This window comes from Enterobacter sp. 4974935, assembly GCF_058661735.1.
In genome coordinates this window covers 2,350,521-2,370,735 of record NZ_JBZWGT010000003.1, presented here as the reverse complement: position 1 = coordinate 2,370,735, position 20,215 = coordinate 2,350,521, and the positions used below count along the sequence as shown (strand labels likewise).

The 20,215-nt window shown below is 54.9% G+C and carries 18 protein-coding genes; 5 read left to right on the top strand and 13 right to left on the bottom strand.

Annotated elements, in window-relative coordinates:
* Nucleotides 1–45: 45 nt before the first annotated feature.
* Together ydgT and blr are read right to left on the bottom strand one after the other, a co-directional pair.
* Nucleotides 46–261 (bottom strand): transcription modulator YdgT, encoded by a 216-nt coding sequence (gene ydgT / locus AC4OVS_RS12495; protein WP_000217941.1) that lies wholly within the window; start codon nt 259–261, stop codon nt 46–48.
* A gap of 229 nt (nt 262–490) precedes the next feature.
* The gene (gene blr, locus AC4OVS_RS12490) at nt 491–616 is read right to left on the bottom strand and encodes a division septum protein Blr (RefSeq protein WP_151884424.1); all 126 of its coding nucleotides are present in this window, start codon (nt 614–616) and stop codon (nt 491–493) included.
* Between the two features lie 239 nt (nt 617–855).
* Here blr and AC4OVS_RS12485 point away from each other — a divergent pair, with 239 nt between their 5' ends.
* A complete protein-coding gene (locus tag AC4OVS_RS12485) occupies nt 856–1,896 on the top strand; it encodes an oxidoreductase (protein WP_449506583.1) in 1,041 nt (346 codons plus the stop codon).
* A gap of 56 nt (nt 1,897–1,952) precedes the next feature.
* Here the strand turns inward: AC4OVS_RS12485 and add are convergent, their stop codons facing one another.
* The 3 genes from add to malX form a co-directional block, all read right to left on the bottom strand.
* The gene (gene add, locus AC4OVS_RS12480) at nt 1,953–2,951 is read right to left on the bottom strand and encodes an adenosine deaminase (RefSeq protein WP_491922465.1); all 999 of its coding nucleotides are present in this window, start codon (nt 2,949–2,951) and stop codon (nt 1,953–1,955) included.
* A 96-nt stretch (nt 2,952–3,047) separates the two neighbouring features.
* Nucleotides 3,048–4,220 (bottom strand): MalY/PatB family protein, encoded by a 1,173-nt coding sequence (locus AC4OVS_RS12475; RefSeq protein ID WP_491922464.1) that lies wholly within the window; start codon nt 4,218–4,220, stop codon nt 3,048–3,050.
* A 49-nt stretch (nt 4,221–4,269) separates the two neighbouring features.
* Complete coding sequence (malX, locus tag AC4OVS_RS12470; RefSeq protein ID WP_023299967.1) at nt 4,270–5,862, bottom strand: maltose/glucose-specific PTS transporter subunit IIBC; 1,593 nt, start codon at nt 5,860–5,862, stop codon at nt 4,270–4,272.
* Nucleotides 5,863–6,041: 179 nt separating this feature from the next.
* On the opposite strand from malX, the gene AC4OVS_RS12465 reads away from it, so the two are divergent.
* Complete coding sequence (locus AC4OVS_RS12465) at nt 6,042–7,070, top strand: Mal regulon transcriptional regulator MalI (RefSeq protein WP_023299968.1); 1,029 nt, start codon at nt 6,042–6,044, stop codon at nt 7,068–7,070.
* 55 nt (nt 7,071–7,125) lie between these two features.
* Here the strand turns inward: AC4OVS_RS12465 and AC4OVS_RS12460 are convergent, their stop codons facing one another.
* Entirely contained in the window at nt 7,126–8,652 is a 1,527-nt protein-coding gene (locus AC4OVS_RS12460; protein ID WP_022647926.1) for a YdgA family protein, read from the bottom strand.
* Between the two features lie 99 nt (nt 8,653–8,751).
* Entirely contained in the window at nt 8,752–9,927 is a 1,176-nt protein-coding gene (manA, locus tag AC4OVS_RS12455; protein WP_491922463.1) for a mannose-6-phosphate isomerase, read from the bottom strand.
* Between the two features lie 199 nt (nt 9,928–10,126).
* On the opposite strand from manA, the gene fumA reads away from it, so the two are divergent.
* On the top strand, nt 10,127–11,773 hold the full coding sequence (gene fumA, locus AC4OVS_RS12450) for a class I fumarate hydratase FumA (RefSeq protein ID WP_069596496.1): 1,647 nt from the start codon (nt 10,127–10,129) through the stop codon (nt 11,771–11,773).
* A gap of 182 nt (nt 11,774–11,955) precedes the next feature.
* Entirely contained in the window at nt 11,956–13,350 is a 1,395-nt protein-coding gene (gene fumC, locus AC4OVS_RS12445; RefSeq protein WP_022647929.1) for a class II fumarate hydratase, read from the top strand.
* Here the strand turns inward: fumC and tus are convergent, their stop codons facing one another.
* The 4 genes from tus to rstA form a co-directional block, all read right to left on the bottom strand.
* Complete coding sequence (gene tus, locus AC4OVS_RS12440; protein WP_022647930.1) at nt 13,351–14,280, bottom strand: DNA replication terminus site-binding protein; 930 nt, start codon at nt 14,278–14,280, stop codon at nt 13,351–13,353.
* A gap of 74 nt (nt 14,281–14,354) precedes the next feature.
* Nucleotides 14,355–15,653: a two-component system sensor histidine kinase RstB gene (rstB, locus tag AC4OVS_RS12435; protein WP_063145994.1), complete on the bottom strand. Its 1,299-nt coding sequence runs from the start codon at nt 15,651–15,653 to the stop codon at nt 14,355–14,357.
* A gap of 325 nt (nt 15,654–15,978) precedes the next feature.
* The gene (gene iraM / locus AC4OVS_RS12430) at nt 15,979–16,350 is read right to left on the bottom strand and encodes an anti-adapter protein IraM (protein WP_491922462.1); all 372 of its coding nucleotides are present in this window, start codon (nt 16,348–16,350) and stop codon (nt 15,979–15,981) included.
* A 437-nt stretch (nt 16,351–16,787) separates the two neighbouring features.
* Nucleotides 16,788–17,504: a two-component system response regulator RstA gene (gene rstA, locus AC4OVS_RS12425; RefSeq protein ID WP_032671147.1), complete on the bottom strand. Its 717-nt coding sequence runs from the start codon at nt 17,502–17,504 to the stop codon at nt 16,788–16,790.
* 127 nt (nt 17,505–17,631) lie between these two features.
* Here rstA and AC4OVS_RS12420 point away from each other — a divergent pair, with 127 nt between their 5' ends.
* Entirely contained in the window at nt 17,632–17,967 is a 336-nt protein-coding gene (locus AC4OVS_RS12420) for a GlpM family protein (protein ID WP_022647934.1), read from the top strand.
* Here AC4OVS_RS12420 and folM read toward each other — a convergent pair.
* The gene (folM, locus tag AC4OVS_RS12415; protein ID WP_023306085.1) at nt 17,964–18,686 is read right to left on the bottom strand and encodes a dihydromonapterin reductase; all 723 of its coding nucleotides are present in this window, start codon (nt 18,684–18,686) and stop codon (nt 17,964–17,966) included. The two genes, AC4OVS_RS12420 and folM, sit on opposite strands and share 4 nt — an antisense overlap.
* Before the next feature lie 39 nt (nt 18,687–18,725).
* Nucleotides 18,726–20,108: an amino acid permease gene (locus AC4OVS_RS12410; RefSeq protein ID WP_063841947.1), complete on the bottom strand. Its 1,383-nt coding sequence runs from the start codon at nt 20,106–20,108 to the stop codon at nt 18,726–18,728.
* Nucleotides 20,109–20,215: the final 107 nt, after the last annotated feature.

Genomic DNA, 20,215 nt, shown 5'->3' with positions numbered 1-20,215 from the left:
TGCAGGGCGGAGAGTATATAACATTTCACGCCGAAGGCTACTTTCTTATACAACGTAACGCCAGACAGATTTAGGTACTTCCCCCACGTTGAACAGACGACCGCCAGAGACGAGTTCGGCGCGACGATGGTCAGCCGCGCGGTACATATTGATGATGTCCTGATTATCCGACAGCGTGTAGTTCAGATGGTCAAACAGTTTTTCCAGGCTTTCGAGGGAATTGATCTTGCGAAATTTTAATAAATAGTCCTGAACTGTCATATTAATAAGTTTCCATATAAAAGGGTAATACCCATAAAGGTAATGCGTTCGAATAATAAACGGATTAATAAAGACGTAAACTGTCCACTCGGGTAACGCGACGAAATTAGGAGTTTTCTTTGCGAAGATTCAGGCATCAGCAGATGCCTGGAAGAGAAGGGTAACCCCGTTCATTACGGCTGGCAATACGTTCCATGACGTAATGTGTCACGCTTTATGACGATGCGGCTTACTTTTGTTGAGCAACAGTAACAGGCTCCGGCGGCTGGTAGTTATCGATATGGCTGGCAATGCCGAGCAACACGACTGAAACGCCAAGGACAATCCATCCCGCTAATTCAATGATTCGATTAATTATTGATGACATATTTTGTGTTTGTAATTTATCCATAAATACAGATTGCAAATGTTACAGCGGCCTTTTCGACAGAGCAAGCGCTTTGGGAACGATTCCCGGGCCCCATATACACACTTTAATGCGAGGTAACAAAAAAAGCTGTCGCGAGATGCTATTTTAACTCACAGGGCACATTATTAATCTGTGCGTTAAGCACAAGGCCAGTGATAAATAAGCGCACAGCGAGGGGGCATACGATGAGTGAAAACATCCGCGTCGGTCTTATTGGCTACGGGTACGCAAGCAAAACCTTTCATGCGCCGCTGGTTGCCGGCACGCCGGGAATGGAACTGGCGGCTATCACAAGCAGCAATGAAACCAAAGTCCATGCCGACTGGCCAGCCGTGCCGGTGGTAACGGAGCCTAAGCATCTGTTTAACGATCCTAATATTGACCTTATTGTCATTCCCACCCCTAACGACACCCATTTCCCCCTGGCGAAAGCGGCGCTGGAGGCTGGCAAACATGTCGTTGTCGATAAGCCTTTTACCGTGACGTTGTCACAGGCGCGCGAGCTGGATGCGCTGGCGCGAAGCCTGGGTCGGTTATTGTCGGTCTTTCACAACCGGCGCTGGGATAGTGATTTCCTGACGATCAAAGCGCTGATAAACGAAGGCACGCTCGGCGAAATTGCTTTTTTTGAGTCTCACTTCGATCGTTATCGTCCGCAGGTGCGAGATCGCTGGCGCGAGCAGGCGGGACCGGGCAGCGGCATCTGGTATGACTTAGCGCCGCATCTTCTCGATCAGGCCGTTCATCTGTTTGGTCTGCCCGTAAGCATGACGGTCGATTTAGCGCAGCTCAGGCCGGGGGCGCAGACCACCGACTATTTCCACGCCGTTTTGAGTTATCCGCAGCGGCGCATTGTGCTGCACGGGACAATGCTTGCGGCGGCGGAATCGGCCCGCTATATCCTTCACGGGGCGCGCGGCAGCTATGTGAAGTTCGGCCTGGATCCGCAGGAAGAGCGCCTCAAAAATGGCGAACGCTTACCGCAGGAGGACTGGGGCTACGACATGCGGGACGGGGTGGTGACGCGTGCGGAGGGGGAGGTACTGGTTGAAGAGACGGTGTTGACCCAGCCTGGGAACTATCCGGCGTATTACGCCGCAATTCGTGACGCGCTGAACGGTTCAGGTGAAAATCCGGTTCCGGCGAGCCAGGCAATCCAGATTATGGAGCTCATCGAGCTGGGGATCGAATCTGCCAAACATCGCGCAACGCTCTGTCTGGCATAAGTGCCAAACGCTTTCGTAGGCCGGGTAAGCGCAGCGCCACCCGGCAGTAAAGAGGACTACTGAGCAACTTTATCGCGCAGCGCCTGTTTCTCTTCAGGCGTCAGGAAGGCGATCTCCAGCCCGTTGATTTGCGCCTGACGGATCTGCTCGCGGCTCAGCCCGGCCTGCGGCGCGGCGATGTTATATTCGTGAATAATATCCACGCCCTGAACCGCCGGATCGTCCGTGTTCAGTGAAGCCAGCACCCCGTGTTCAAGGAAGGTTTTCAGTGGGTGTTGCGCCAGCGACGCCACTGTACTGGTCTGAATATTAGAGGTCAGGCAGGATTCGATTCCAATACGTTGTTCGGCGAGGAAATCCATCAGCGCGCGATCTTCAATGGCTTTCACACCGTGACCAATACGTTCCGCACCCAGTTCACGAACGGCCTGCCAGATGCTTTCCGGCCCCGCGGCTTCGCCAGCATGAACGGTAATATGCCATCCTGCATCACGTGCGCGGTTGAAATGAGACAGGAACAGGCTGCCCGGGAAGCCCAACTCATCACCGGCCAGGTCGATGGCGGTGATCTGGTCGCGATGCGCCAGTAACGCTTCCAGCTCCTGAAGACAGGCCGCTTCACCGAAGGTACGGCTCATAATGCCGATCAAACGCGCCTGAACGTCAAAGGTTTTGCAACCTTCACGCACGCCCTCAATGACCGCTTCAACCACGCCCGCTACGGGGAGACTGTGGGTCATCGCCATATAGCCCGGAGAGAAACGCAGTTCGACATAGTGCAGGCCGTTGCGAGCGGCATCTTCGATGTTTTCAAAGGCGACACGGCGACAGGCATCGAGCGAGGCCAGCATCTTCACGCCCCAGTCAAGCTTGCTCAGAAAACTTACCAGATCCGGCTCGTTCGACGTCACCTGGACATGGGGGATCAGGGTTTCAAGCGTTTCGGCAGGAAGCGTTAAATTGAACTGGCGACCAAGATCGAGAATAGTTTGGGCACGAATGTTCCCGTCGAGGTGGCGGTGAATATCAGTTAAAGGCAGGCGTGTATCAATCATGGTCGCACTCTTTGCTGGTTAAAGTGCGCCATATTATAAAAACAAAACGGGGGAAAAAGCTATTTGCGCAAGGGAATATTCCGTTGCGCAAATAATTTACAGCAGAGTGTTGATGCCAGCGATAAGGCGTTGAACGCCCTGTTCAAGCTTACTACGCGGACAGCCAGCGTTCAGTCGCACATAGCCTTTACCTTCATCCCCATAAGTATATCCCGGCATGATGGCCACTTTTTGCTGTTCAATCAGCACGTTTTGCAGCGTATTGTCATCAATACCGAGTGGGCTGAGATCAATCCAGGCCAGATAGGTGGCCTCTGGCGGTTGCCAGTTGAGTGTCGGAAACGCAGCATTCAGTTCGTCAGCAATGTAGCGCAGGTTTTCTTCGAGATAGGTCCGCAGCGCGTCCAGCCAGGGTTCGCCCTGCCGGTAAGCAGCAATGTGCGCGGTCAGCGCCAGCACGGAAGGGGAAGAGAGTCCGTCCCGCCCTTTTAAGGCATTCAGATAGGCGTTACGGCTGTCGTCATCGGCGATAAGCCCCCAGGCGCCCGTCAGTGCCGGAATATTGAAGCTTTTGGAACCGGAGGTCAGCAGCGCCCATTTACCGCGTGCAACCTCATTCCACGGGGTATGGCGATGCGTGCCCCATACCATGTCCATATGAATTTCGTCGCTGATTACCGCCACATCATGACGGCTGCAAAGCGTTGCAATAGTGGCCAGCTCTTCCCGCGTCCAGACTTTGCCGGTTGGATTTTGCGGGCTACACAGCAGCAGAACCGTGTTTTCCGGTTTTGCCAGCGCCGCTTCCAGCGCGGCCATATTGCCGTCCCAGCCACGCGCCGTTTTCTGCATCGGCACGGAAACAACGGTACGCTGGTTGCCTTCAATGGCTTTATAAAAGGCATCGTAAGCCGGGGTATGAACCACCACGCCGTCGCCAGGCGCGGACCATATGCGGATCAGCTCCGAGACCATATAAATGACCGACGGCCCATACACTACGGTTTCGGTATCAATCTGACTGTTAAAGCGTTGCCGGAACCAGTGCGCCACGGCAGCCAGAAATTCGTTATTTTTCCAGCGGCTGTAGCCAAACACGCCGTGGTTGATGCGCTGGTGCAGCGCATCGGTAATACAGGGAGCGGTAGCGAAATCCATATCAGAGATGGTGAAGGGCAGCAGGTCGGCAGCCCCAAAACGGTCAGCGACATAATCCCACTGGGTACACCAGGTGCCGTGTCGATCCACGACGGTAGAAAAATCAAACATGACGGTGCTCCGTAAAGTAAAACCCCCTCATGACGAGGGGGGCGAGGCATCAGGCTTCGACGGTTCGCATCAGGGTTGCCAGCTCATCCTTCACTGACTGTACCTGCGGGCCAATGACGACCTGCAAATTGTGTTGATTTAACTGTACCACGCCGATAGCCCGGTTAGCTTTAAGTGCGTTGGTATCCACTTTGGACATGTCCGCCACCGACAAACGCAGGCGGGTGATGCAGTTATCCAGAGAGGTAATGTTATCCGCACCGCCCAGCGCCGCCAGAATAGCCGGCGTGTTATATCCGGATTTCCCAACGGTACCGGCCACTGCCTGTTCAACGCTGGTGGCCGTATCGGTATCGCGGCCAGGCGTTTTCAGGTTAAAGCGGGTGATGGCGAAGCGGAAGATCCCGTAGTAAACCGCGAACCAGATGGCGGCCACAACCGGCACCAGATACCACTTGGTGGACAGGCCGTGCAGGATACCGAATACCACGAAGTCAATCACGTTACCGTCAGTGTTACCGATGGTCACACCGAGCACAGCCATCACGGTGAAGCCCAGGCCCGTCAGTACGGCGTGGATGAGGTATAACACCGGTGCCACGAACAGGAACAGGAACTCGATAGGTTCTGTCGTACCGCCCACCACGCAGGCAATAACGCCGGAGATCAGCAGGCCTTTAATTTTATGACGATTTTCCGGGCGGGCGCAGTGGTACATCGCCAGCGCAGCGCCCGGCAGGCCGCCGAGGAAGGCAGGCATTTTACCCTGAGAGAGGAAACGCGTCGCACTTTCAGAGAAGCCGTGCGTGGTCGGGCAGCTCAGCTGGGCCTGGAAGATGGTCAGCGCGCCGCTAACGGAATGACCGCAAACGTCCATAGTGCCGCCTGCTTCAGTAAAACGGATCAGGGCAACCAGGATGTGCTGTAAACCAAATGGCAGCAGCAGACGTTCACCCGTACCGAAAATCATCGGGCCGAAATCACCCGCGCCGTTGATAATGCGGCCAATTCCGGTGATCCCCATGGCAAAAACCGGCCAAATCAGAGGGATAATCAGACCAAACAGACCCATCACAACCAGCGTAATGATTGGCACAAAGCGGGTGCCGCCGAAGAAGGCCAGCGCATCGGGCAGGCGGATGTTATGAAAGCGCTCGTGCAGCATCCAGATGATCACTCCCGCGATCACGGCTCCAAGGATCCCGGTATCGATGGACTGAATTCCAATCACGCTCTGAATGTTATTGGCTTTCAGTACCGCCGCGTCGGTCGTGGGCAGGATCCCTTTGGCGGTCAGCCAGAAGTTAACCGCAAGGTTCATGACCGCATAGCCAACGAAGCCCGCAAACGCCGCCACGCCTTTGTTTTCGCGCGCCAGACCCAGAGGAATGGCGATACAGAACATTACCGGCAGGAAGCTAAAGGCAAAAGAGCCGACCTTGCTCATCCAGATGAAGATCGCCTGCAGTACCGGATTTCCGAGGAAAGGGATTAGAGTAATGACGTCATGGCTGCTTAACGAGCTGCCGATCCCCAGCATAATCCCGCAAAATGAGAGAAGCGCCACGGGCAGCATAAAGGTTTTACCCAGTTGCTGGAAAAACTCCCACAGCGATATTTTTTGTGCTGCTTTCGTCGTCATAAAACGACTCCTTAAATGGTAGAAAGAGATTTAACGACCGCGATGGGGCGAAAAGATAAAACGTTTTATCAAACTTTAGTGCGCGCTAAATCACATTCTCAGGCTTTTACTGGTAGTATAAAGATAGCATATTGATAAAACGTTTTAGCGATCTCATTATCAAGGAGTCACGCCACCACATGGCTGTAGCGAAAAAGATCACCATCAACGATGTCGCGCTGGCGGCGGGGGTTTCCGTTAGCACCGTTTCGCTGGTATTGAGCGGGAAGGGGCGCATCTCTCCTGCTACGGGTCAGCGCGTCAACGAGGCCGTTGAGCAACTGGGCTTTGTGCGTAATCGCCAGGCGTCGGCGCTGCGCGGTGGGCAAAGCGGGGTGATAGGGCTGATTGTTCGCGACCTCGCGTCGCCGTTTTATGCAGAACTGACCGCCGGGCTTACCGAGGCGCTTGAAGCGCAGGGGCGAATGGTTTTCCTGCTCCACGGTGGGCGCGAACCGGAGCAACTGCTCTCCAGGCTGGATATGCTGCTGACACAAGGGGTGGATGGGGTGATCGTGGCCGGCGCGTCCGGTGTGGGCAGTGAATTGTGTGAGCGCGCGGCGCAGAAAGGCGTACCGCTGGTGGTTGCGTCACGCGCCAGCTATCTCGACGAAGCCGATACCCTTCGGCCGGATAACATGCAGGCCGCGCAAATGCTGACCGAGCATCTTATTCATCGCGGCCATCAGCGCATCGCCTGGCTCGGCGGTAAAAGCTCGTCCCTGACGCGTGCGGAGCGGGTGGGCGGTTACTGCTCCACGCTCATCAAATACGGCCTGCCGTTTCACAGCGAATGGGTGGTGGAGTGTGAGTCCAGCCAGAAAAAAGCCGCCGAAGCCATCGGCACGTTGCTTCGCAACAGCCCGACAATCAGCGCGGTGATTTGCTATAACGATGTGATTGCGATGGGGGCGTGGTTCGGCTTGATCCGCGCCGGACGCCAGAGCGGTGAGGGCGGGGTAGAAACGTTCTTCGGCCATCAGGTGGCGCTGGGGGCATTTGCGGATGTCGGTGAAAATGCGCTAGACGATCTCCCCATCGTCTGGGCGACGACGCCGGCTCGTGAAATGGGGTACACCCTGGCAGACCGAATTATGCAGCGTATTGAAAATACGGACGTGCAGGCCGGGCATCAGATTGTGGCGGCGCGGTTAGTGACGGTGAAGTAATTTCCGCTGCACATCGCCCGGCAATAAAAAACCCCTCATGCGAGGGGTTTTTCGTTTACTGCTGCGGTACTGCTGGCGGCGCTGCCGGTTCAGCCGGTGCCGGAATGCCCAGCGTCGGCATACCAAACATGCCGACAAAATCTTCCAGCGGCATTTTGTCGCCGTTGAGCGTTACCTGGCCATTAGCATATTGCAGGCTGGTGGAAATGGTGTTGTCTTCCACCTTCGTGATGCGGAACATCTGGCCCATCGCCGCCAGGCCTTTCACCTGTTGGTTTGCCAGTTTACCTGCATCTTCTTCACCATACCCTTCGAGTTTCGCAATCTGCGTCATGAACTCGGTTGCCATATCCATCGGGATGGTCAGCTTGCTGTCGAGCGATTTCACGCTGCGGTCAACTTCCTGCGCCAGGGTCTGCGGCTCGCCGGTCGCGGCCGCCGGATCCTTCAGGAACAGCGACAGGTTGAAGTTGGTTTCGCCTTTGTCGTTTTTCCAGCTCAGTGGCGCAACGGTAATTACCGGCTCGCCTTTCAGCAGGATCGGCAGGTTATTAAACAGCACGGCCATCGCCTGCTGCTGGTACGCCTGCGGGTTCTGTTGCAGGGCGGCATCGGTCAGCAGAGCCTGACTCTCTTTGCTGTATTTCTGGCTAAATTCGTGCCATGCCTGGCCGTCAATGTTGCCAATTTTCAGTGACAGCTTGCCGGTACCCAGGTCCTGATTCTGTACTTTCAGGCTTTTCAGGCTGTAATCCAGCTGGGTGTTGATGCTTTTACCGTCTTTGGAAACGTCAGACTTGCCGTCCAGATCCATGCCTTCCAGCACTGCCATCTCTTTACCTTCAATCGCAATGGCGATCTTATCGAGGCTCAGCTTCTGATCGCCAATACGCTCGTCAAAATCGGTCATACGGCTATTGCCGCTGGCTTTCAGGTTGTTAAAGGTGAGCTGAACCTTCTGGTTATATTCATTGACTGAATTCACCAGGCCGCTGGCGGCATCGCCGGTCAGAGAGACATTCTTGCCGTCGCGATCGGCATCAAGCTGGAAATTACCGCCGCTGAAGGCGACTTTATCGGTGCCTTGTTCGTAATTCAGGGCTTTCAGGTCGATGTCGGAACGCGTATCACCGGCATAGCTGATGCGGGTATTGATCTCGAACGGCGACTCATTTTTCGCCATATCGAAAATTGGCTTCGTCACCTCGTTATTTACCAGTACGGTTCTGGCGGATGCCATAGAGGGGATCAGGTTAAACTTTTTCAACTGTGCCAGCGGGAACGGACCGTGGCTGACCACTTCATCCAGTACCACGCTCTGGCCCGGTTTCAGCCAGGCGTTCTGATTGCCCGCTACCGGCTTCACCACCACCTGCATATGGCTGGTAAAGACGCCACGCTGGTAGTTCTGGTAGCTCAGCTCCAGACCTGCTTCAGGCGCGCTGCGCTTAATTTCGCTGTTTGCCTGCGCCATCATCTCTGCCAGACGGCTTTCCAGCTGTTTCCCGGTATACCAGGAAGCACCCGTCCAGATCACGCCTAAAGCAACAATCACTCCTACCGCTACGACCGATTTTTTCATTGCGATTATCCCTAAAATGAAACCAGGCGGTTAAAACCGCCTGGTGTTACAACGCCTGTTACTAGCTTAGCAAGAGTTGTTAAAAAATTCAGTAAGTCCCTAAAGCTTATTAAAAACGCGCGCCAGGCGACCAGTGCCGCTCACGAAGACAGGCGACTCGTTTGCCGGGACAAAAGCGGACTCCCCCGGTTTAAGCAGCAGACGCTCGCTACCGTTATGCAACGTCGCTTCGCCTTCCACACAGAACAGGATCGCGGCGCTCTCCTGTGCAATGGCGGTTTCGTCTGCGCTGAGGTCATGCAGGGAGAAGGCAAAATCGTCAACCGGAATCGGGAAGTCCAGCTCTGCGCCGTTTTTCACCGGCTGAGTAAGCAGCTCCGCAGCAGGTTTCGCCACGAACTTCACGTTGGCAACCAGCTCAGGGATGTCGATGTATTTTGGCGTCAGGCCCGCGCGCAGTACGTTATCGGAGTTAGCCATCACCTCCAGCGCCACGCCGTTCAGGTAGGCGTGCGGGGTTTCAGCGAACAGGAACATTGCTTCGCCCGGGTTGAGCTTCACCACGTTCAGCAGCAGCGGAGAGAAGAGGCCGCTGTCGTCCGGATAAAACGCGGAAATTACGCGAATGGTGTCCCATGGCTCACCCCGCTGGTCGTTCAGCGCGGCTTTCAGCACCGCCAGCGCGTGGGATTTTTCCTCGCCCTGCATATTCAGCAGGCTGGCAAACAGCGCGCTCAGGGCTTCTGCGTTCGGGTTTTCCAGGAAGTGGGCGATCGCGTTGTGAGCCCCAGCGACCGGTTGCAGCAGGGATATGATCTCGGAAAACTCGCGGAAGGCATTCATCGCCAGGAAAGGGGTAAGGGCGAAAACCAGTTCCGGCTTGTGGTTAGGATCTTTGTAGTTACGCTCTGCGGCGTCTAACGGAATACCGGCGGCATTTTCTTTGGCAAAGCCCAGCTCAGAGGCTTTTTTGTTCGGGTGAACCTGAATGGAGAGCGGCTGGTCGGCGCACAATACCTTGAACAGAAAAGGCAGCTCACCAAAACGATTCGCCACTTTATCGCCGAGCAGCGCGGCTTTGTCGGCATCGATGACATCACGCAGGCTGCGCACCTGGCCGCTGGCATCTTCAATTTTTGAGCTGCTCTTCGGGTGCGCGCCCATCCACAGCTCTGCCATCGGCAGGTTGTCCGGGTTGGCGATACCGTAGAGATCCGTTAACGCAGTTTGACTTCCCCAGGCGTAGTTTTGCACTGAGTTGATGAGTTTTTGCATTATCAAGCCCTGATTCATATGTGGAATTAACTTCGCGTATTAAAGCAATAAACCGAATGGAAGTAACCTGCGGATGTAAAAAGTCGTACTAGTCTCAGTTTTTGTTAAAAAATTGTGTAGGATAAGCTGACTCGCTTTTAAGCCGGGCAGCGGAACATCTGCCCTGAATAAACAGACCGAAGCAGTAAGTGAGAGAACAATGTCGAATAAACCCTTCCATTATCAGGATCCTTTCCCCCTCAGTCAGGATCGGACCGAGTATTACCTGTTAACCCGCGATTACGTTTCTGTCTCTGAGTTTGAAGGGCAGGAGATCCTCAAAGTTGACCCGCAGGCGCTGACGCTGCTGGCGCAGCAAGCCTTCCACGATGCTTCCTTTATGCTCCGTCCGGCGCATCAGCAGCAGGTTGCCGATATTCTGAGCGACCCGGAAGCCAGCGAGAACGACAAATACGTTGCCCTGCAATTCCTGCGTAACTCTGATATCGCGGCGAAAGGCATTCTGCCGACCTGCCAGGACACCGGCACGGCGATTATCACCGGTAAAAAAGGCCAGCGCGTCTGGACCGGCGGCGGTGACGAAGCGGCGCTTGCGCGCGGCGTCTACAACACCTATACCGAAGACAACCTGCGCTATTCGCAAAACGCGGCGCTGGATATGTACAAAGAGGTGAACACCGGCACCAACCTGCCTGCGCAGATTGACCTCTACAGCGTCGACGGTGACGAGTACAAATTCCTCTGCATTGCCAAAGGCGGTGGTTCAGCCAACAAAACCTATCTTTACCAGGAAACCAAAGCGCTGCTTACCCCGGGCAAGCTGAAGAACTATCTGGTTGAGAAGATGCGCACCCTCGGCACTGCGGCCTGCCCGCCGTACCATATCGCGTTTGTGATTGGCGGCACGTCTGCTGAAAGCACCCTGAAAACCGTTAAGCTGGCCTCAACCAAATACTACGATGGCCTGCCAACGGAAGGTAACGAACATGGTCAGGCGTTCCGCGACGTGCAGCTTGAGCAGGAATTGCTGGCCGAAGCGCAGAATCTGGGGCTGGGCGCGCAGTTTGGCGGCAAATACTTCGCGCATGACATTCGCGTGATCCGCCTCCCGCGCCACGGTGCATCTTGTCCAGTGGGGATGGGCGTGTCGTGCTCTGCGGATCGTAACATCAAAGCGAAGATCAACCGCGACGGCATCTGGATCGAAAAGCTGGAGAACAACCCGGGCAAATACATCCCTGAAGAACTGCGTAAAGCGGGTGAGGGCGAAGCGGTACGCGTTGACCTGAATCGCCCGATGAAGGAGATCCTGGCGCAGCTTTCGCAGTATCCGGTTTCAACGCGCCTTTCCCTGAACGGGACGATTATCGTGGGCCGCGACATCGCCCATGCGAAGCTGAAAGAGCGCATGGACAACGGTGAAGGGCTGCCGCAGTACATTAAAGATCACCCGATCTACTACGCAGGCCCGGCAAAAACGCCTGATGGGTATGCTTCCGGCTCGTTAGGCCCAACCACGGCGGGCCGTATGGACTCCTACGTCGACCAGTTGCAGGCCAACGGTGGCAGCATGATCATGCTGGCGAAAGGCAACCGCAGCCAGCAGGTGACGGACGCGTGCCACAAGCACGGCGGCTTCTACCTCGGCAGCATCGGCGGCCCGGCAGCGGTGCTGGCACAGGGCAGTATCAAGAGCCTGGAGTGCGTGGAGTACCCGGAACTGGGTATGGAAGCGATCTGGAAAATTGAAGTGGAAGACTTCCCGGCGTTCATTCTTGTGGATGACAAAGGTAACGACTTCTTCAAACAGATCCAGTCTTCCCAGTGTTCGGCGTGTGTGAAGTAATTCTGTAAATTGCCGGGTGGCGCTGACGCTTACCCGGCCTACATTCTCGTAGGTCGGGTAAGGCGCAGCCGCCACCCGACATCAAAAAGAGCGCACAAAGCGCCATAACGTTTCTCAGAAGTCATCAATACTTATCTCTTAAGCATGTGAGCAATCCCATCTTTGTTATCAAGGAGTAAGTAATGACAATGCATCGCCGCGAGAAAGACTCCATGGGCGCCATCGACGTCCCGGCCGACAAGCTATGGGGCGCGCAAACCCAGCGTTCGCTGGAGCATTTCCGCATTTCGACAGAGAAAATGCCCGTCTCGCTAATCCAGGCGCTGGCGTTGACCAAACGCGCTGCCGCCAAAGTCAATCAGGATCTGGGCCTGCTGGATGCCGATAAAGCCTCCGCCATCATCAATGCCGCCGACGAAGTGCTGGCGGGCAAACATCCCGACGAATTCCCCCTTGCCATCTGGCAGACCGGCTCAGGCACCCAGAGCAACATGAACATGAACGAGGTGCTGGCGAACCGCGCAAGCGAGCTGCTTGGCGGCGTACGCGGCATGGAGCGGAAGGTTCACCCGAACGATGACGTGAATAAAAGCCAGAGTTCCAACGACGTGTTCCCGACGGCCATGCACGTGGCGGCCGTCATCGCTATCCGCGAGCAGCTTATCCCGCAACTCAACGTGCTCAAATCTACGCTTAACGAGAAAGCGCAGGCTTTCGGCGACATTGTAAAAATTGGTCGTACGCACCTGCAGGACGCCACGCCGCTGACGCTTGGCCAGGAGATCTCCGGCTGGGTGGCGATGCTGGAGCACAATCTTAAGCATATAGACAACAGCCTGCCGCATCTGGCGGAGCTGGCGCTCGGCGGAACGGCGGTTGGAACCGGGTTAAACACCCATCCCGAGTACGCGGTGCGTGTGGCCGAAGAGCTGGCGAAGATCACCGGGCAGCCGTTTGTTACCGCCCCGAATAAATTCGAAGCGCTGGCGACCTGTGATGCTCTGGTCCATACCCATGGCGCGCTGAAAGGGCTGGCAGCCTCGCTGATGAAAATCGCCAACGACGTGCGCTGGCTGGCCTCCGGCCCGCGCTGCGGCATCGGCGAAATCAGCATTCCGGAAAACGAGCCGGGCAGCTCCATTATGCCGGGTAAAGTAAACCCGACACAGTGCGAAGCCATGACCATGCTGTGTTGTCAGGTGATGGGTAATGACGTTGCGGTCAACATGGGCGGCGCGTCGGGTAACTTCGAGCTTAACGTCTATCGCCCGATGGTGATCCACAACGTACTGCAATCGATTCGTCTGCTGGCCGATGGCATGGAGAGCTTTAACGAGCACTGCGCGGTGGGCATTGAGCCTAATCGCGAGCGAATCAGCCAGCTGCTGAATGAGTCCCTGATGCTGGTCACGGCGCTAAACACCCATATTGGTTATGACAAAGCGGCCGAAATCGCTAAAAAAGCGCACAAAGAGGGGCTTACCCTGAAAGCCTCTGCGCTGGCGCTGGGCTACCTGACGGACGCCGAGTTTGATGCCTGGGTCCGCCCGGAAGCGATGGTGGGCAGCATCAGGTAATCACTGCGCCACATACAGGTGCAGCCGCGGGATAATCAGCTGTAGCGGCTGCGCCTGGGGTTTATAGCGATGCTGAACGTTTTCAGCATCGTAGTTCAGCAGTTCTCCGATATCCGGCACCACCGCACCCTGATCGGCATCGTAGAGCGCAATCAGCGGTGTCGGGCAGGCGTATTGCACCTGCTTTTGCTGTCCGGCATACCAGACACGAGCGATAGGCTGCACCTTCACCGGACGCTTTATTTTAAGACGGGTATCAGCCGGCAGGGAGGCAATGCTGTGGTACTCCTGCTCCAGCCGTTCAATCCACTGTTCCCGCGACCACGGGGCGACCGTTCGCGGCGATTTCAGACTTTTCTCCAGCTGAGCCAGGATCTCGTCGCGCGTGAAGTTTTTAATGATGTGCTTGTTGGCCCAGCCGAAGCGCAGCGTGGCGGGGTGGCGCAGTACCGTCAGCGTGCGGTAAGCATTCAGGGTGATCAGCCCCGGAAGCTGGCGATGCACCCATTCAAAACGGGCAGCCGGTGCCAGCCCGGACTCAACGGTCACGATTTTCTCGAAGGCGGCTTTCAGCGTATTAATATGCGTAATTTGCGCCTCAATGGCTTCACGTGTTGCGGTATCCGTTTGCAGACAGATGACGCCGGGCAGGCGAACGGCGGCCTTACTGCTGCGATTTTCGGACTGCTGCTGGATGAAAAGGCGGCGATAGTGCTGCAACGTCAGTTCCAGCGCCACTTTACCGATATGCTGCGTTACCTCAATGGTGTTCAGCGGGTCGTGTTCCGCGCCTTTCGCCACCTCGGGCAGGGAAAAGACGCGGGCGGCCAGCAGGCGGCAGCCCTGTAGTTGCGCCGTCAGGGTCAGTAACGCCTGCTCTATTTCCCGAAATGTGGTGTTAAGCCTTTCGATGAGATCGTAAGTCGCCATAATAGCCCTTAATTAGTTACAACATACTACTGATATAGCACAACACGCCGGGTCAGGCCAGCGTGCGGTTTAGTTCAGGCAGGTACGGGAAGAGGAATGTTGTGATAGATCGGCCAGCTAAAGACGAACCGGGCCCCGCCCAGCTCGCTCGCTTCGCAGCGAACCGAACCGCCCATCGCCTGGGCAATAGAACGGACAATAGCCAGCCCCAGACCACAGCCGCCGGTAGCACGGTCGCGGCTGGGGTCGAGGCGCACAAACGGCTCGAAAACTTTTTCACGCTCCGCTGGCTCAATACCGGGGCCATCGTCTTCCACACACAGAATTGCCTGGCTCCCCTGCAAATCTAAACCTATGCGCAGCGTGGTTTCGCTGTAGCGCATGGCGTTGTTCATCAGATTATCCAGCACGCGTTCCATCAGGCGCATGTCCAGCGCGCCGTACGCGCCGGGGGTAATGGCTGTCAGCAGTTTTCGCTGAGGGTTAACGCTCTGCACATCGTTAATATGCGTCTGTAGCCAGACGGGAAGATCCGGCGTACTGAGGTGCAACTCCGTCTGAGGCCGATCGAGGCGGGCATAGGTCAGCAGCTCTTCAATCAGCGCTTCAAGCTGGCCAATATCCCGATTGAGGGCCTGCGATTCCGCGGCGGTGAGGTTCTCGCTCATCTCCAGGCGATAACGCAGGCGTACCAGCGGAGTGCGCAGTTCATGCGCAATGCCGTCGATAAGCTGCTTCTTGCTGGCAATCAGGGCGTTGATGTTATCGGCCATCTGGTTAAAGGCAATACCGAGACGGTCAAAACTGGAACCACTGTCGAAATGTATGCGTTCAGTTAAATGACCCTCCCCAAAACGCTGTGCGGCGGATTCCAGTTTCAGCATGTCCTGCCAGTGCGGTCGCATCCAGATGAACACAGGGAAAGCGAGCGAGATGGCAATAAAGCCCAGCAGGGCGAGATCCAGCAGGCGCATCTGGTGCAGGTAATAGAGATAGGGCACTGGCCCGACGGCCAGGACATAGTGGCTGCGTGGAATACGCTGAATGAAGGTATATTTCTCGTCCAGGGCGACGATGTCTCCGTCGCGCAAACGCTGCATCGCCGGCGGCGCTAAATCAAAATCCTTCATGGGTTCGATACGCAGATCAAACGACAGATTCAGATCCAGCTCTTTTAACGTACGTGCCCAGTCATGCGGAGGAATTTCGCGCAGCTCGCTACGCATCAGGTAGAGCGAGCTTTTCATCAGATCGTCCAGGGATTGTCTGCCCGCACGCTCTGCGGTGAACTTATAGACCAGCCCGACCAGCATGGTCATCACCAGAAAGCAGACAAACAGCAGTAAATAAAACTGAACAAACAGCTTCTTCATTAATTTCACCGAAACAGGGGCTTCACTACACGTCTTTTACCAGCAGGGTCGCTATGGGCGCAAGTCAGGCATGATGAGTTGAAAAGGGGTATTCGTCGAAAGGTAATAAAACACGGCATCGCTTTATTCCATCAATGCCCGGGTAATCCGTTTACGCTTCGCTATACGAGTTTATTTGCGATTGAGAGTATTTGTGAATCAGAATAACAATGACAAAGGCCACCTGCGGGTGGCTTTATTTATGGCGTTTACCAGTGAGAGGTATCCGGCGCAAACGGTGCGACAAAGATACTTATCTTTGTAACCTGAACATTACCAACATTCGTTAATGTCTGGATTTGACTGTGCTGACAATCAGTGGATTCGTGATAAACCCATGCGGACACTTACGCGCGTTGCAATGCACCGTGTAGGTACATATCTCCTCTTCCTGGTTTCGATTGTATGGGCAGGCCATCTTGTTTTTAATTTCACTCCATAACATCTCGTTGTAAGGGGAGATGTTGTATATCGATATTGGCTTGAAAACGCCATTAATGAAGACGCCATTCTTTGTCGGATATATCCTATCGCCGGGGTACAAATAGACATCGCTTTCATACCAAATGATGAGTTTCAAGAACTTGAGTCCCAAGATGCTTGAATAAACGATTCCCGTGTTAGGACAAATTACCGAGCTAATGACTCTCCATGACATTGCTATACCTCGTTCATTAAATAATTGAGAGAGTATAAGGTTTAGCATGAGAATTAGATTTCTGCAAACGCGTAAGCTATTGAAAAAGATCGATATTATTTATATGATAACTATATCCCCTTTGTTTTCATAAGGATAAGATAATAATTTAGTCAATTGTAAAGTTCATTTTTAACACAATGTGCATTTAAGTGACGGATTTTTGATCGATGATGGTTCCTGAACTGCTGAATATATATTGTACTATAGCAATGAAATACATTAGAGCTACTTTTGTTTACGCGAAAAATGCACATCGAAATTGAACAGGTAAGAGGAATGTGATCAAGGGATATTTCATGACTAACGATGCATATAATCGAAAACTTACGACGTATACCGATAACATTCCTGATGCATCGCAAGTTATTTTTCGAAATTTACTGTGTAGTTTTTTTTCAGGTTTCCCATGCGTGCGGGGCAAACAGGTAGCCCTTATTACGTACGGTTTTAATGCGGTAGGGCTCGGTGGCGCTGTCCTGCAGTTTTTTTCGCAGGCGAGAAATCGCCACATCAACGCTACGATCCATTCCGTCGTAACTTACGCCGCGCAGATTTTTCAACAATGCATCCCGGTCCATAATTTGCCCGGCATGAGTTGCCAGCTCCCACAGCAGGTCAAAATCTGCGGTTGAGAGCGCAATCAGCTCCCCGGAAAGCATAACCTGTCGGTTGACCGGGTCGATAGAAAGCGTGCCGAACCGCATCGCCTTATGCGGCGTTAAAGAGGGCGCAGGCGCTTCACGCTCAGCGCTGGCACGCTGACGCAGATGAAGGCGCAAACGAGCAAGCAGGACCGCCGGCGGCGTGGTTTTCAGGATGTAGTCATTCGCGCCCATCTCAAGGGACAGAATATGATTCATATCGCTGTCGAGAGAGGTCAGCAGAACGATCGGGCCGTCCCATTTCGCGCGCAGATCCCGGCAAAGCGTCATGCCATCTTTTCCGGGCAGCATAATGTCCAGCAACACCAGGTCCGGATTTTCGCGGGTGACGACGTCTTCAGCGCGATCGCCACGAGGTTCGACAACCACTTCAATATCATGTTTACCCAGATAAGCGGCGATCAATTGACCCACTTCGGGTTCATCTTCAACATAAACAATCTTATTCATACTACGTCTGTCATCGCGAAAAACGTCAACATACACCGCACAACCTTAACCTTCCATTAATCTTTCATAATTAGCCGGAGTTCCGTTATCCTGCACGGGAATGTTATTTGATTGTTAAGGGAAAAGAATGGGGCTGTTGATCAAAGCCGCGCTGGGTGCGCTGGTCGTGTTGCTGATTGGGGTGCTGGCTAAAACGAAGAACTACTACATTGCCGGGCTTATCCCGCTGTTTCCCACCTTTGCGTTAATTGCGCACTATATTGTGGCCTCTGAGCGGGGTATAGAGGCGCTGCGGGCCACCATTGTATTCGGGATGTGGTCAATCATCCCGTATTTCATCTATCTGCTGTCGCTGTGGTACTTCACCGGTTTTCTGCGTCTGCCCCTGGCGCTGGGCGGGGCGGTGGTCTGCTGGAGCCTCAGCGCCTGGGTGCTCATCTTCTTCTGGAGCCGCTTTCACTAGCGCAGCGGGCGGCCACCGTCCACGGCAAACGTCCTGCCCGTGACGTAACAGCTGGTCAGCAGATAATCGATCAGGTCGATCACCTCTTTCTCGCCGGGCGCAATTTTCATCAACGACTTGTTAAGCGCCTGCTGACGATACTCGGCATCATCGCCCTCGTTAAATAAAATCATCGCCGGGGCAATCGCGTTGACTTTTACCTCGGGGGCCAGCTTGCGCGCGAACGAGCGAGTCATATTATCCAGCGCGGCTTTGCTGGCCGCGTAGGCGATGTGTTTATCGCTGCCTCGCTCCACCACGTAATCGGTGAAATGGATAATGTCGCCTGCGGCATGGCCGTGTCCGCGTAGCAGATCCTGTAGGGCATGGTTGAGCAGATAAGGCGCATTAACGTGGATCTGCATCATGCAGGCGAGCGTTTCGCTGAGCGAATGTCCTGCTTTTTCAGGAAGCCAGGTACTGGCGTTGTGAATAACCGCCCGCAGCCCGCGGGTGGTCGATTTCACTTTTTCCGCGAAAGCAAGAATACCTTCATCCGTGGAGAAATCCGCCTGAATGCAGACGGCTCCGGCATGTCGTAGCCCTTCAATGGAGGGATATTCCGTGCGGTAACTGACGATAACCGGATGGCGAAGATTGAGAAAGTGATGGGCGAGGGCGAGGCCGATGCGACGGCCTGCGCCAGTGATCAATATTGGGCGTTGCTGCGTGTGTCCCATCGTAATCTCCTTTTCAGTTCAACAATGGGACAGGCGGCGCTATCCCATTAACATCCACGTTGCCGGTACGGCAGCGACTAACAGCAAACCTATCAACGCCATTTCGCGGCGCTTAAGGGCATTATCAAGCTGATGCGTACGGCGAGCGTAGATAAACACCAGCAGGCCTGGCGCGTAGAGCACCACGGACAGCAGCAGATGCATCGGGCCGGAAGCATACAATAACCATAGACCGTAAATACAGGCACCTACGCCTACCGCATAGTGTGCCGGGCGGGTCGCAATTTTTAACAGATATGCGCCCACTAAGAAATAGGGTACCAGAATCATCTCGGAGGCGATGGTCAGCAGCGTGTTATAGTCCGAACCTGTGAGCCAGATCAGCACCAGACAGACCTGCACGCTGATGTTGGTGAGCCACAGAGAGGCCGATGGCGCACTGTTTTTATTCTGACGGGCAAACAGGCGCGGGAACGCTTTGTGCGTGGCGGCCAGGAACGGAACTTCCGCCGCCATAATGGTCCAGCTCAGGTACGCGCCGCAGACGGAGACAATCAAACCTGCCGCGATAACCACATCACCCCAGGGACCGAGCATTTTCACCATCAGCCCGGCCATGGACGGATTACGCATCTCCGCCAGTTCAGGGCGGGCCACCACACCGAGCGACAGCAGCGTCACCAGCAGATAAACGCCCAGCGCCGCCAGGACGGCCAGCAGCGTGGCGCGTCCCACGTCGCGTTTGTTACGCGCGCGGGCAGAGACCACGACGGCACCTTCAACACCGATGAACACCCACAGGGTAATCAGCATGGTATTTTTCACCTGCTCCCAGACGGGAACGCCCAACGCAATACCGCTGAAATCGAGCGTAAAGACATCGAGACGGAAGGCGAGGAAGGCCAGCACGACGAACAGGCCAAGCGGCACCAGCTTGGCCAGCGTCGCCACCAGGTTAATGCTGGCCGCGGTCTGAACGCCGCGCATAATCAACCAGTGAACAATCCACAGCAGCACCGAGGCGCCGACGATGGACTGCCAGGTATTGCCGTCACCAAACAGGCGCAGTTCGGGCGTATCGGTAAAGAAACTGAGCGCCGAGAAGACGATAACCAGATAGGAGACGTTGGCGATCACCGCGCACAGCCAGTAGCCCCAGGCGGAGCAGAAGCCAATCAGCTCGCCAAAACCTTCACGGGCGTAAGTGAATATTCCGCCGTCCAGATCCGGTCGGATACGCGTCAGCAGCAGCATGGCGAACGCCAGCAACAAAATCCCGACGCCGGTGATGCCCCAGCCAATCAGTAATGCGGCCGGGCTGGCGACGGCCGCCATGTTCTGCGGCAAACTGAATACGCCCGCGCCCAGCATTGAGCTCAATACAAGTGCAGTTAACGCACTCAGGCCAAGTTTCTTTTCCATTGGCTTCCTGTTATGAAAAGTCCAAATCCAGAATAATTATTTCGCTAAGGCGCATAAAAATGGTGGATCACGCTAAGGCGCGGGATTTTACGGAGTGTGACGGATGC

Coding starts and splice junctions, on each gene's coding strand:
- rstA (WP_032671147.1), bottom strand. CDS start 17,504: ATGAATAAGATTGTTTATGTTGAAGATGAACCCGAAGTGGGTCAATTG.
- iraM (WP_491922462.1), bottom strand. CDS start 16,350: ATGTCATGGAGAGTCATTAGCTCGGTAATTTGTCCTAACACGGGAATC.
- rstB (WP_063145994.1), bottom strand. CDS start 15,653: ATGAAGAAGCTGTTTGTTCAGTTTTATTTACTGCTGTTTGTCTGCTTT.
- fumC (WP_022647929.1), top strand. CDS start 11,956: ATGACAATGCATCGCCGCGAGAAAGACTCCATGGGCGCCATCGACGTC.
- AC4OVS_RS12465 (WP_023299968.1), top strand. CDS start 6,042: ATGGCTGTAGCGAAAAAGATCACCATCAACGATGTCGCGCTGGCGGCG.
- AC4OVS_RS12475 (WP_491922464.1), bottom strand. CDS start 4,220: ATGTTTGATTTTTCTACCGTCGTGGATCGACACGGCACCTGGTGTACC.
- fumA (WP_069596496.1), top strand. CDS start 10,127: ATGTCGAATAAACCCTTCCATTATCAGGATCCTTTCCCCCTCAGTCAG.
- AC4OVS_RS12410 (WP_063841947.1), bottom strand. CDS start 20,108: ATGGAAAAGAAACTTGGCCTGAGTGCGTTAACTGCACTTGTATTGAGC.
- ydgT (WP_000217941.1), bottom strand. CDS start 261: ATGACAGTTCAGGACTATTTATTAAAATTTCGCAAGATCAATTCCCTC.
- AC4OVS_RS12485 (WP_449506583.1), top strand. CDS start 856: ATGAGTGAAAACATCCGCGTCGGTCTTATTGGCTACGGGTACGCAAGC.
- AC4OVS_RS12420 (WP_022647934.1), top strand. CDS start 17,632: ATGGGGCTGTTGATCAAAGCCGCGCTGGGTGCGCTGGTCGTGTTGCTG.
- AC4OVS_RS12460 (WP_022647926.1), bottom strand. CDS start 8,652: ATGAAAAAATCGGTCGTAGCGGTAGGAGTGATTGTTGCTTTAGGCGTG.
- folM (WP_023306085.1), bottom strand. CDS start 18,686: ATGGGACACACGCAGCAACGCCCAATATTGATCACTGGCGCAGGCCGT.
- add (WP_491922465.1), bottom strand. CDS start 2,951: ATGATTGATACACGCCTGCCTTTAACTGATATTCACCGCCACCTCGAC.
- manA (WP_491922463.1), bottom strand. CDS start 9,927: ATGCAAAAACTCATCAACTCAGTGCAAAACTACGCCTGGGGAAGTCAA.
- tus (WP_022647930.1), bottom strand. CDS start 14,280: ATGGCGACTTACGATCTCATCGAAAGGCTTAACACCACATTTCGGGAA.
- malX (WP_023299967.1), bottom strand. CDS start 5,862: ATGACGACGAAAGCAGCACAAAAAATATCGCTGTGGGAGTTTTTCCAG.